Below are 11,718 nucleotides of genomic sequence, written 5' to 3' on the forward strand. Positions count from 1 at the left end.
CGGCGTGGTGCGCGTGTGCGGTCGCGCCGGACCGGCCGGTTGAGGGGATATCGGCCGAGCGGCCGATGACCCCGACCCGTCCCGGAGGCGAACCCATGCGAAATCTTCCGCTGCGTTGCGCCCTGCTGTGCGTGGCGCTGGCCCCCGCCCTCGCCTTCGCGCAATCGGGCGGCACCTACAACCTCGACTGGCACTCGCTGACCGGCGGAGGTCTGACCTTCGCCGGCGGCGGCGGTTACACGCTCGGCGGCGCCGCCGGCCAGCACGACGCCGGCCCGCAGTCGGGTGGCGCGTACGCGCTCGCGGGCGGTTTCTGGGTGGGCGGCCCGGCGGGCAACGTGGGAGTGCCCGCCGGCGAAGCGCTGCCTCAGGTGTTCGCCGCCGGCCTCGCCGGCCCCAATCCCTCCTCCGGCGCCAGTGTCCTGCGCCTCGATCTGCCCGAGGCGCGCCGCGTGCGCGTCGTGCTCCACGGCATTGATGGGCGGGCCGTGCGCGTGCTGCTCGACGGCGAGCGCGGTGCGGGTCGTCACACCGTGCGCTGGGACGGAGCAGGCGAAGACGGCCGGCGCGCCGCTCCCGGCATCTATTTCGCGCGAATCGAGGCCGGAGCCTCGCGCGCTTCGGTACGACTCGTCCGCCTCCAGTAACGACTTCCCTCTCCATTCCCCGGAGCCCGACATGACCCGCTTCCGCAACCGGCCGCACCTGCTCGCCTTCCTCGCCTTCACACTGCTCGCCGCGGGGATCACGTCACCCGCGCACGCCGCCCCGGTGACCACCGTGTTCACCTACCAGGGCCGGCTTCAGATGAACTCCACCGCGTACACCGGCACGGCCGACCTCGTGTTCCGCCTCCACGACGACTTCGCCGCCGGGAACCAGGTGGGAGGCGACGTCGGCGTCAGCGGCGTCACCGTCACGGACGGCTACTTCACGGTCGAGCTGGATTTCGGTCCCGTCTACGACGGCACAGCGTTGTGGCTCGAGACCGAGGTGATGACGCCGGGAGACGGCGGCTTCACCCTGCTCGCCCCGCGGCAGTCCCTCACCGCGGCTCCGTTCGCGCTCTACGCGCTCGGCGCGCCCGGCGGCGGCGGTGGCAGCCAGTGGTCCGACGTCGCGAACGGCATCGAATACTCGGCCGGCAACGTGGGAATCGGCGTCGCCCCCGGCGTGGACCGCAAGCTGTGGATCGCGACCGGCACGTCCGACATGAACACGCTCTTCCTGACCAGCAACAACACGAACTATGCGACCCTGGCCGTTCGCAACGACGCGGCGAACGGCTACGGCGTCTACGACGCCTGGAGCGACCGGCATTACATTGCCGGCCGCCTCGGGCTCGGCACGCTGAGCCCGGGCTACCCCCTCGACGTCTACGCCAGCCTCAAGCCAGGAGCGCGCATCGTGTCCACGGGCTCGACGCTCACGCCCGGCACGCACGCGGCGCTGTACGTGAGCGGACTCACCGGCGGCGGGCTGTTCGGCGGTGTCTCGGACGGCATCTACTCCGCCAGCACCGACGGCCGCGGCATCTCCGGCTGGAGTCAGTACCTCTACGGCGTGACCGGGGACTGCACCTCATCGGGTACCTACGGATTCCTGGGCACGCCCAACGAGGGTGTGTACGGCTACTCGCCGTCCGTCTCGAAACCAGCGGGGCGTTTCAACTGCGCGGTGGGCGGCGTGGCGATCGAGGCCAACGGCCTCGCGAAGGTGAAGACGCTGCAGATTCTGGGCGGCGCCGACCTCGCCGAGCGCTTCGAGGTGGACGGCGCGCCCGAGCCGGGCACGGTGCTGGCCATTGACCCCGCGCGGCCCGGCCGGCTCGAGCCCGCCGCCGAGGCCTACTCGCACCGCGTCGCCGGCGTCGTCAGCGGCGCGAACGCGCTCGATGCCGGCATCGTCCTGAGCAAGGACGGCCACACCGAGGGCACCGCGGCCGTCGCGCTGACCGGCCGGGTGTGGGTGAAAGGCGACGCCACCGCCGCGCCGATCACGGCCGGCGACCTTCTCACCACGTCCTCGCTGGCGGGCCACGCGATGAAGGCCGCCGACCGCGAGCGCGCGCACGGCGCGGTGCTTGGCAAGGCGATGACCGCGCTCGGTTCGGGCACCGGCATGGTGCTCGTGCTGGTGAGCCTCCAGTGAGCGCGCGCTTCGAACCTTCCGCCGCGCGGGCGGTGGCGCTGGCCCTGGCGCTCGTCACCACGGTCGCGCTGTCTCGGGCGGAGGCCGCACCGCGCGGTCCGGGCTGGCGGACGACACCCGTCGCGCGTTCGTCCGCGGTCCTGGCCGGCGAGCCGGGAAAGCCCGTGCGCGAGGTGGATCTCGGCACGGTCGAGATGCCCGGGGCGCCGTGGCTGCGGCTCGTCTTCGGACCCTGCGCGCTCGGCGATTCGAGCCGCATCCTGCTGCGCTCGGGCTGGAACGACGACTGGCAGACGCTCGACGCGCGCGCGCTCGCGGACTGGGGAAACACATCGGCGGTCTTCAACGGCGACCGCATCGAGGTGAAGCTGCTCGTGGCGCCCGGCGACCGGGACGTGCAGGCCAGCGTGCGCGGCGCGGTCGTGGGTATCGGCGAGCCGCTGCGGCCGCAGACGCAGTGCGGGGCGAACGACGACCGCGTCGCCTCGGGCGACAATCGCGTCGCGCGCGTCTTCAACAGCGGCTGCACCGCGTGGCGCGTCGGCAACGGCGCGTTCCTCACGGCCGGGCATTGCGCCGACTTCGACCCGGACGCGGCCGGGCCGATGCTGCCCGACGGCTTGCTCGATCTGAGCGGAGTCGTCGAGTTCAACGTCCCGTGGTCCGGTCACGACGGCACGCTGGTGGCGGCCGCCCCGCAGGACCAGTACCCCATCAACCTCGCGAACGTTCAGTGGCGCTTCGACGGCGACGGCCAGGGTCTCGGCAAGGACTGGTGCGTGTTCGGCGTGAACCGCAACGCCAATACCGGATTGCTCCCGCACCAGGCCTACGGGCTGCCGTTCCGGATCACTCGCGAGCTGCCCGCCAACGGTTCGACGATTCGCGTCACCGGCTTCGGCACCGACGCCGACTCCACGAACCAGACCAATCAGACCGCGGCCGGCCCGTTCAGCGGCGAGTCCGCGTCCGGTGCCGACATCCGCCTCGACTACGCGGTGGACACCGAGGGCGGCAACTCCGGCAGCCCGGCGATCTGGGAGGGCTGGAACATCGCGATCGGGGTGCACACGAACGGCGGCTGCACGACGTCCGGCGGCGGCAATGTCGCGACGTCGTTCGAGGTGGACGCGCTCGAGAACGCGATCAACGCCTTCCCCGGTGCCGGCTCGACGCACGTGGACGCGGGTCATCCGTTTCCGGTCGTCGAGAGCGGCTCGCTGATGCGGCCGTGGAACACGTTCATGGAGGGCGTCGGCGCCGTCGTCACCGGCGCGACCGTCTCGGTGTTCACGGGCAACTACAGCGTTCCCGCGGGCTCCAGCATCGTTCGCGCGATGACCATCTCCGCGAGTGTCGGCCCGGTGACGGTGACCGCACCCTGAAACGATCGGGCCGGCGCCCCGGGGGGAGCGCCGGCCCTGGACGTTCACCCTGCGCGGCTAATCCGCCTTCGAGGTCTCCCCCGGCCTGACCGTGCCGGCGAGCAGGTCGGCATGGTAGCTCGAGCGCACCAGCGGACCGCTCGCGGCGCCCTCGAAGCCGAGGCCGTCCGCGACGCGCTTCCAGTGCGCGAACTTGTCCGGATGCACGTACTCGGCGACCGGCAGGTGCAGCCTGGACGGCCGCAGGTACTGGCCGATCGTCAGCAGGTCGCAGCCGTGCGCGCGCAGGTCCTCGAGCGTGCGCAGCACCTCGTCGTCGGTCTCGCCGAGGCCGAGCATGATGCCGCTCTTGGACTTGATGCCCGTGCCGCTCTCCTTGACGCGCCGGAGCAGTTCGAGCGAGCGGTCGTAGCGGGCGCTCGGACGCACGACCGGGTGCAGCCGCCGCACGGTCTCGACATTGTGGTTGATGACCTCGGGCCGCGCGTCCATGACGCGTTGCAGATCCTCGAGGCTGCCGCGGAAGTCGGGGATCAGCACCTCGACCACCGTCTTCGAACGCCGGCGAATCTCGCGGATGACCATGGCGAAGATCGTGCTGCCGCCGTCCTTCAGGTCGTCGCGCGCGACCGAGGTGATCACCGTGTGACGCAGGTTCATCGCCGCGACGCCCTCCCCGACGCGGCGGGGCTCGTCCCAATCCACCCAGCCGTTCGGCCGGCCCGGCGCCACCGCGCAGAATCCACAGCGCCGCGTGCACAGCTCGCCCAGGATCATGATGGTCGCCGTGCCGCGCGCCCAGCAGTGGCCGAGGTTCGGGCAGCGGGCCTCCTCGCAGACGGTCACGAGCCGCTGGCCGCGAAGCAGCGACTTCGTCTCGGCGTACTCGCCCTGGCCCGGCAGCTGGATCTTGAGCCACGGCGGCAACCGGCGGAACTCGCCGGGCTCGACCGCTCCGAGCGAGCCCGCGCCGGAGGCGCAGCCCTTCGTGCGCGGCTGAAGCGGCACGCGCTCGGGCACCGCCGGCCGCGGAGCGCCGTAGACGCCGATCGTGGCGGCCGGCTCGCCGATCGGGACGAGCGGCTGATCGTCGGGCGGGGTCGTGTCGAAATCGCTCATCGTCCGGTCCCCGGGGCCGCGGCGCCGATCGCGACCGCGCCGGTGCCCTTCAGCGCCAGCATGCGGTCGAGGGCGGTGCGCGCGTCGCGGCGCACGTCCTCGGGAACGCGAATCGGGTTCACCACCTTGCCGTCCACCAGGTTCTCCAGCGTCCACAGCAGGTGCGCGGGGTCAATGCGGTTCATGGTGGCGCACGGACAGACGTTCTTCTGCAGCGAGTGAATCGTCTGCTCCGGATGCTCGAGCGCCAGCCGGTGTACGAGGTTGATCTCGGTGCCGATCGCCCAGTGCGCGCCGGGCGCCGCGGCGCGGACCTGCTCGACGATGTACGAGGTCGAGCCGACGAGGTCCGCCGCGCGCACGACGTCGAACGGGCACTCCGGGTGCACCAGGACCCGGACCGCCGGGTCCGCGGCGCGCACTTCGTCCACCATCGCCTTCGCGAACTTGGTGTGCACCGAGCAGAAACCCTTCCACAGCACGATGCGCGTCTCCGGCCGTAACGCGGCGGCGTTGCCGGCCCGCGGGTCGGTGGCGCGCCAGTCCCACTCGGCCATGTGCTCGAGCGGCACGCCCATCGAGTAGGCGGAGTTCCGGCCGAGGTGCTGGTCGGGGAAGAACAGCACCTTGGGCTTCCTCGCCCACGCCCACTCGAGCACCTTCGAGGCGTTGCTCGACGTGCAGACGACGCCTCCGTGGGCGCCGCAGAACGCCTTGATCGCGGCGGTCGAGTTCATGTACGTGACGGGCGTGAAGACGTCGCCGTGCGCGGCGAGCAGCGCGTCCCACGCCTCCTCGACGTGTTCGAGCGACGCCATGTCGGCCATCGAGCAACCGGCCTTGAGGTCCGGCAGGATCACCGTCTGCCGCGGGCCGCGCAGCACGTCGGCGGCCTCGGCCATGAAGTGCACGCCGCAGAAGACGATGTACTCGGCCGCATCCTGCGCGGTGGCGATCTGTGCGAGCCGGAACGAGTCGCCGCGGAAATCGGCGAACTCGATGACGGCCTCACGCTGGTAGTGATGCCCGAGGATCACGACCTTTTCCGCCAGCTTCGCGCGCGCGGCGAGCGTCCGCCGCCGGATCTCCTCCGCGTCGAGCGCGACGTAGTCCGAGAACGGCCGCGCGCCCGCGGGCAGCGCCGCGGGTCCGAGCATGGTCGTCATTCGAGGCCCGCGTTCTTGAGCGGCCGCCGGCCGGAGAAGCCTTCCTCGAGCGAGTGCCAGTGGCCGACTTCCGTCTCGCCGAGCCGCCAGCACAGGAACACCAGCCGGTCGCCGGCGAGCGCGTAGAAGTCGCACAGGCCCTGATCCAGGTCCTTCACCAGCACACCGGTCTCGTGCAGGGACGCCACGGCGCGCGACAGCGAGTCGCCGAGCCGGCGGCGGCGCTCGGAAACCTCGCGCAGTTCGACCGCGTCGGCATTTCCGGGCGCGGCGCCGCTGGTCGCGACCTGCAGCACGTCGAGGCGCGTGCCGAGACGGTCGAAGTCCCGCTTGCGGCCGCGCAGCCGCTCGAGTTCCGGCCGCAGCCGGACGAGCGCCTGGTTGGCTTCCTCGACGGTGAAGAGCGTGATGCGCACGGGGGGTCCCGGGGCGGCCGTCAGCTGCCGCAGCCTCCCTCGCCCGTCTCGAACGACTTGCCGCACCCGCACGAGCGGACCACGTTCGGGTTGTGGATCGTGAAGCCGGTCGCCTGCAGCGACTCGACGTAGTCCACCTTCACGCCGTTGAGGATGCCGGCGCTGTCCGGGTCCACGAACACCTTGACGCCCTGGAACTCCCCGACCCAGTCGCCTTCCTGCGTCGCCTCGGCGAACGCCATGCCGTACTGGTAGCCGGAGCAGCCGCCGGGGACCGCGCTCAGGCGCAGGCCGAGCACGCCGTCCTGCTGGGCGAGAAGTTCGTTGAGCTTGGCGGCAGCGGCGTCGGTCATCGTCACCATTTGGGGATTCCTCCGTTGCGGGTCAGGTCCTTGAGGCCGTTCCGGTCGCGGTTTCGGCCGCGGGACGATCCCGCTTGATCCAGCTTCGCGCCTCCTCCGCAGGGGCGGAGACGACGCGTTCGTAGGCGAGAAGTATCGAAAGCTCCTGCGTCACGTCCTCCCGCACGACTTCGAGCGGGGGAGCGCCGCTCCCGAGCTCGGCCGCCATGCTGGTCATCCGGACACCTTTGAGGCCGCACGGATGGATGAGGGAAAAGTCCGAGAGATCCGGACGCACGTTGAGCGCGAAGCCATGATAGCCCACCCAGCGCCGGACCGCGACGCCGATGGACGCGATCTTGCGCTCGCCCACCCACACGCCCGTGCGTCCCGCGGACCTTTCGCTGACGATCCCGTGACGCGCCAGCGCCCGGATGAGGGCTCCCTCCAGCACCCGCAGCCAGCGGTGCAGGTCGCGGTCCACCCGGTCGAGCGAGACGATCGGATAGCCGACGAGCTGCCCCGGACCGTGCCAGGTCACGTCGCCCCCGCGCGGCACCTCGAACACCTCGATGCCGCGCGACGCGAGCGTCGCCGCGTCGGCGCGCACTCCGTCCGCGCTCGCGTTGCGGCCCACCGTCAGCACCGGCGGATGATCCGGGTACAGCAGCCAGTCCCCCGTCTTCCCCGACGCACACGCGGCCACCAGCGCGTCCTGAAGCGCGATTCCTTCGCGATAGGGCGTCGCGCCGAGCGCGCAGACGGTCAGGGTGCCGGGGCTGGTCAGATCAGGCGTGCTCCCCGCTTCGGCGCCGAAGCGGGGAACCTCCACATCAGGCGTAGAACCAGAGCAGCTCGGGCTTCTCGAGGAGCTCGCAGACGCGGCGCAGGAACTTGACGGCCAGCTCGCCGTCCACCACCCGGTGATCGAAGCCGATGACCGTGTTCATCATCGGCGCGACCACGATCTGACCGCCACGGACCACCGGGCGCTCGACGATCTTGTGCACGCCGAGGATCGCCACGTCCGGCACGTTGATGACCGGCGCCGAGTTGATCGCGCCGAAGACCCCCGCGTTCGTGATCGAGAACGTGCCGCCCTGGATCTCGTCCATCGTCAGCCGGTCCGCGCGCGCGCGCGCCGCGAGGTCGTTCATTTCGGCCGCGAGCTGCACCAGGTTCTTGCGGTCGCAGTCCTTGAGGTTGGGAACGATCAGCCCCTTGTCGTCGCGGCCCACGGCGACGCCGATGTTGTAGTACTTCTTGACGATCATCGCGTCGCCCGCCGGGCTCACCGCGCCGTTGACCCACGGGAACTCGCGAAGCGCGAGCACCGACGCCTTGATGAAGAACGGCATGTAGGTGAGCTTGACGCCCTGCGCCTCGAGCTTCGGAGCCCATTCCTTGCGGAGCGCGACGATGGCGGACATGTCCACCTCGTCGAAACAATGCGTGTGGGCCGCCGTGTGCTTGGCCTTGACCATGTTCTCGGCGATGACCTTGCGCACGCGCGTGAACGGCACGATCTCCTCGCGCGGGCCGTCGCCGGCGGGCGCGGCCGCGGCGCGCAGGAACGCCGGCAGCGCGGCCGGGGCGGGAGCCGCCGCGGTTCGGCCCGCGGGAGCCGCGGCAGCGGCGGGCGTCGCGGCCGGGCGGTTCTTGAGCCAGTCGAGCAGGTCGTCGCGCGTCACGCGGCCGGCCGTGCCGGAGCCGCGAATCGTGCGCACTTCGGCGGCCGTGACGTTGTTCTCCCTCATCAGCCGGCGGACAGCCGGCGAGAGCGTGCGTTCGTCGTCGTGACCGAGGCTGCCCCCCGAGGCGTGACCGTTGCCGGCGTCGCTCGCGACGGCGGCGGGGGCCTGGCGCGCGGGCGCGGAGGCCGGCGGGGCGGGCGCCGCGGCGCGGGCAGGGGCCGCGGTCGCCGGCGCGGCGGCCGGCGCGGCGGCGCCTTCGGCCGCGCCCGAGATCGAGCCGATCTCGGTTCCGACCAGCACGGTCGTGCCCTCGGCCACGACGATCGCCGCGAGCGTGCCTTCCGCGGGCGAAGGGATCTCGACGTTGATCTTGTCCGTCTGGATCTCCACGATCGGCTCTTCCTTGCGCACCTTGTCGCCCACGGCCTTCAGCCACTTGGCGACGGTCCCCTCGGCGACGCTCTCGCCGAGCTGCGGAACCACGATCGAGATGGCCATGTCGTTCCTCCGTTGGTGCCCCCGCGCCCCGCGCGGCCGGCCGTGTCGGCAATTCGATTCGTCGTCCGGGCCCGGCGGTTCACCGCCGCCCGGGGTCAGCTCTTCGCGTGCGCCTTGCGGCGTTCGAGCCGCTGCCGCCGGCGCTCGAGCGCCTGCGCGTGCTCGGACCGCTCTCCGTCCGTTTCCAGCAGCAATCGTGGCACCGGCGTCGGGCGCCGGGTCACCGGATCGAGCGCGACGAACGTCACGAAGGCCGTTCCCGTGCGCCGCCGCTCCCCCGTCAGCACGTCCTCCGAGTCCACGTCCACCCGGATCTCCATGCTGCTGCGATCCGCGAGCGTCAACCGCGCCCGGAGGATCGCGATCTGGCCCACCATGACCGGGGCGAGGAACGCCATTTCGTCGAACGCCGCGGTCACCACCGGGCGGCGGCTGTGCCGGTTCGCGACCACCGCCGCCGCGAGATCCACCCAGTGCATCACCGTCCCGCCCAACAACGTTCCGTGGACGTTCGCGTGGTGCGGCAGAACCATCTGGGTCATCTCGGTGGCCGACTCGGCCACCGTCCGGCCCTCGCGCGTCGTCTCGGGACTCACTTCGGCTTGCTTCCCCGGGTGTGCGTTCGGCCCGCCCTTCGTGGGGGCGGCCGTGAAATCAGGAAGGCGGCAGTATAGGCGCGTGGCGGAGCACCCGCAAAGAAACGGCCGGGAGCCCGTTGGGGCTCCCGGCCGCGTCCATCGCTGCCGCGCTTACTGGCCGAGCCGGACGTTGCGGACCGAGTAGGTCTTGCCGTCCACCGTCAGGCGGTAGAAGTAGACGCCCGCTCCGACCTTGCCGGCCGACGTGCGTCCGTCCCACTCGCGCGAGTACTCGCCGGCGGGCATGCGGCCCCGGGCGAGCTGCGCGACCTGGCGGCCGGCCACGTCGAACACGCCGAGTTCGACGTTGGCTTCGGTCGGGAGGCTGAACGACAGCCGCGACGTCACGCCCGGGTTCGGGTAGGCCGCGAAGCGGACCTTGCCCGAGGCCGGCGGCACGCTGACGTTCATGCCGTGGTCCACGATGTCGCCATAGTCGCGCGGGCAGATGCGGAAGCTGTTGTTCGAGTAGTGCAGCACGCCGGTCACCGTGCAGGTCATGCCGAGGGGCTTGACCGAGAACGGGCTGAGCACGCCGTTCAGGTTCGACACGAAGATGGTGTCCGTGCCGGCCTGGTTCATGATGTGGAAGCCGTTCGTCGGCGGCGTCACGAGGCCCTCGGCGAGGATGACCTTGCCATACGCGACCTTGACCAGCATGCCCTCGTAGTCCTCGGCGTCCTCCACCGACTCGTTCGGGTCGCAGCCGTCGTGGTCAATGATCGAGAGGTCCGGCGTGGCCGCCGCGGGTGCCGTCGCGACTCCGAGGTCGGTGCTCGAGACGATGGCGCCGACTTCCGTCTCGCCGAAGAACTCCTGCACCTGTCCGGTCACGAACATCTTGTGGCCCAGAACCGGCAACGTCGGCGGCGCGAAGATCGAGACGCCCGAGCGCAGTCCGCCGCCCTCGTCGGCGAGGTAGTGCAGCGGCGTGTAGATGCCCTGCACGACGCCCGTCATGGACATGCGCGGCCCGATGTTGCCCTGGCTCGTCTGGCCGCCGCCGCCGGCGAAGCGCGAGCGGTCGAGGCAGGGAATGCCGGCCAGAGAATCGGGATTCGGGGCCTGGACCTCGGCGCAGCTGAGCACGCCGTTGATGAACGTACGCGACTGCGGCGCCGTCATGGCCAGCCCGCTCGACACGCTGACGATGCCGCTGACCGTCACGGTTTCCGAGGCGCCGTGCGGCAGGCCGTTCGTGATGTCCAGCAGGACCGCCGAGGAGCCGTCCATGGTCGCCGCGTCCACCGATCCGAACGACGCCAGCGAGTAGTTGTTGATGTCCGTGGCCGTCGCCGACGTGACCGCGCGATCGAAGGTCAGGCGGACCTGTGTGTCCGCGACCGGGTAACCGTCCGTCACGTTGGGCGGCGTGGCCAGATCGATGTCGTTGCCGTCGCGAATCTGAATGCGATAGCCGCGGGTGCGCTCCTCGTAGATGCCGCGCACCAGGGTCACGGTCGTGCCGACGGCGGGCGCCTCGTAGGTGGTCAGCGTGTTGCCGTCGATGTTCACCGAGTCGCTCGGCGCCGAGGGATCCACGAGGAGGAACGATCTCGTGCCGACGCCGGAATTGCGGGCGACGACCAGCGGCCCGTTGATCTGGACCAGCATGCCCTCGTACTGCTCCTGCAGCACGTTGCCCTTCGGGGTTTCCCTGAGCTGCGTGGTCGTGCCGCCGTGAATGGCGGGCAGCGGGTTGCCGCTCGAGAGCTTGCGAACGATGATGTCGTTCGTACCCTGGACGCCGTCGAAGCCCTCGATCTCGGTTCCGCCGCCGAACTCCTGGATCCGGCCGTAGACGATGACCGAGTCGCCGAGCGCGAGGCTGAAGGGCGCGGCGTTGTAGTTGAACGAGCCGGTGAAGACATCCACGCCGGTCCACGGCACGGTGCCGTCGGAGGTCTGGATGTAGAAGCCGTAGCCGGTGGCCTTGGCGTCGAAACCGGTGATGATGCCGCCGACGCCCATCACGGTGTCGAGCAGCGCGGGAGCGCCGGCGCCCGGATTGGCCATGCCGAACTGCACCTGGTACAGGTTCAGCGTATCCGGGTAGGTGGCGTTCGGCCACTGGGCCGCGCTCGCCAGGCCGGCGGTGGCGCACACGAGCACCGCGGTGCTCAGGACTCGGGTCAGAAACTTGTGCATTTCGATACCCCTGTTTGCTGGTTGGACTGGATGAAGGGTCTGAACGGGGCGTTGTCGGGCTGCCCTGCCTTGGCCTCCTTGGCGCCGAGTCGCGAGACCGTTCGTGCCGGTCATGGAGCGGTCACTGCCGCCCTCTCGTGAAAGGATTTCCGCGACAGAGTG

General features: G+C 70.9%; 11 protein-coding genes. 3 read left to right on the forward strand and 8 right to left on the reverse strand.

Features of this window, described 5'->3' with window-relative positions; all coding sequences use genetic code 11:
- Nucleotides 1-95: 95 nt before the first annotated feature.
- The 3 genes from IT347_06760 to IT347_06770 are packed head-to-tail and all read left to right on the forward strand — an operon-like array spanning nt 96 to nt 3,536.
- Nucleotides 96-647 carry a hypothetical protein gene (locus IT347_06760; protein MCC6349277.1) on the forward strand — a complete coding sequence of 184 codons (552 nt, stop codon included), beginning with the start codon at nt 96-98 and terminating at the stop codon, nt 645-647.
- 31 nt (nt 648-678) lie between these two features.
- On the forward strand, nt 679-2,151 hold the full coding sequence (locus IT347_06765; GenBank protein MCC6349278.1) for a hypothetical protein: 1,473 nt from the start codon (nt 679-681) through the stop codon (nt 2,149-2,151).
- A complete protein-coding gene (locus IT347_06770; GenBank protein MCC6349279.1) occupies nt 2,148-3,536 on the forward strand; it encodes a hypothetical protein in 1,389 nt (462 codons plus the stop codon). The genes IT347_06765 and IT347_06770 overlap by 4 nt, the downstream gene beginning before the upstream one ends.
- A gap of 57 nt (nt 3,537-3,593) precedes the next feature.
- Here IT347_06770 and lipA read toward each other — a convergent pair whose 3' ends face one another.
- From lipA to IT347_06810, 8 genes are all read right to left on the reverse strand, one after another.
- Complete coding sequence (lipA, locus tag IT347_06775) at nt 3,594-4,655, reverse strand: lipoyl synthase (GenBank protein ID MCC6349280.1); 1,062 nt, start codon at nt 4,653-4,655, stop codon at nt 3,594-3,596.
- On the reverse strand, nt 4,652-5,812 hold the full coding sequence (gene nadA / locus IT347_06780) for a quinolinate synthase NadA (GenBank protein ID MCC6349281.1): 1,161 nt from the start codon (nt 5,810-5,812) through the stop codon (nt 4,652-4,654). Before nadA ends, lipA begins: the two co-directional genes overlap by 4 nt.
- 5 nt (nt 5,813-5,817) lie before the next feature.
- On the reverse strand, nt 5,818-6,237 hold the full coding sequence (locus IT347_06785; GenBank protein MCC6349282.1) for a DUF2203 domain-containing protein: 420 nt from the start codon (nt 6,235-6,237) through the stop codon (nt 5,818-5,820).
- A 20-nt stretch (nt 6,238-6,257) separates the two neighbouring features.
- Nucleotides 6,258-6,599: an iron-sulfur cluster assembly accessory protein gene (locus IT347_06790; protein MCC6349283.1), complete on the reverse strand. Its 342-nt coding sequence runs from the start codon at nt 6,597-6,599 to the stop codon at nt 6,258-6,260.
- Nucleotides 6,600-6,621: 22 nt separating this feature from the next.
- Nucleotides 6,622-7,410 (reverse strand): lipoyl(octanoyl) transferase LipB, encoded by a 789-nt coding sequence (gene lipB, locus IT347_06795; protein ID MCC6349284.1) that lies wholly within the window; start codon nt 7,408-7,410, stop codon nt 6,622-6,624.
- 1 nt (nt 7,411) lies between these two features.
- Nucleotides 7,412-8,770 (reverse strand): 2-oxo acid dehydrogenase subunit E2, encoded by a 1,359-nt coding sequence (locus tag IT347_06800; GenBank protein ID MCC6349285.1) that lies wholly within the window; start codon nt 8,768-8,770, stop codon nt 7,412-7,414.
- A gap of 95 nt (nt 8,771-8,865) precedes the next feature.
- Nucleotides 8,866-9,312 (reverse strand): acyl-CoA thioesterase, encoded by a 447-nt coding sequence (locus IT347_06805; GenBank protein ID MCC6349286.1) that lies wholly within the window; start codon nt 9,310-9,312, stop codon nt 8,866-8,868.
- A gap of 207 nt (nt 9,313-9,519) precedes the next feature.
- A complete protein-coding gene (locus IT347_06810; protein MCC6349287.1) occupies nt 9,520-11,556 on the reverse strand; it encodes a T9SS type A sorting domain-containing protein in 2,037 nt (678 codons plus the stop codon).
- Between the last annotated feature and the right edge of the window lie 162 nt (nt 11,557-11,718).

The organism is Candidatus Eisenbacteria bacterium (genome assembly GCA_020847735.1).
In the GTDB taxonomy this organism is placed as follows: Bacteria; Eisenbacteria; RBG-16-71-46; order RBG-16-71-46; family RBG-16-71-46; genus CAIXRL01.

Excerpts from the sequence above, each read along its gene's own strand:
- IT347_06810 (MCC6349287.1), bottom strand. The coding sequence starts at position 11,556 with ATGCACAAGTTTCTGACCCGAGTCCTGAGCACCGCGGTGCTCGTGTGC.
- IT347_06800 (MCC6349285.1), bottom strand. The coding sequence starts at position 8,770 with ATGGCCATCTCGATCGTGGTTCCGCAGCTCGGCGAGAGCGTCGCCGAG.
- lipA (MCC6349280.1), bottom strand. The coding sequence starts at position 4,655 with ATGAGCGATTTCGACACGACCCCGCCCGACGATCAGCCGCTCGTCCCG.
- IT347_06790 (MCC6349283.1), bottom strand. The coding sequence starts at position 6,599 with ATGGTGACGATGACCGACGCCGCTGCCGCCAAGCTCAACGAACTTCTC.
- IT347_06805 (MCC6349286.1), bottom strand. The coding sequence starts at position 9,312 with ATGACCCAGATGGTTCTGCCGCACCACGCGAACGTCCACGGAACGTTG.
- nadA (MCC6349281.1), bottom strand. The coding sequence starts at position 5,812 with ATGCTCGGACCCGCGGCGCTGCCCGCGGGCGCGCGGCCGTTCTCGGAC.
- IT347_06765 (MCC6349278.1), top strand. The coding sequence starts at position 679 with ATGACCCGCTTCCGCAACCGGCCGCACCTGCTCGCCTTCCTCGCCTTC.
- IT347_06760 (MCC6349277.1), top strand. The coding sequence starts at position 96 with ATGCGAAATCTTCCGCTGCGTTGCGCCCTGCTGTGCGTGGCGCTGGCC.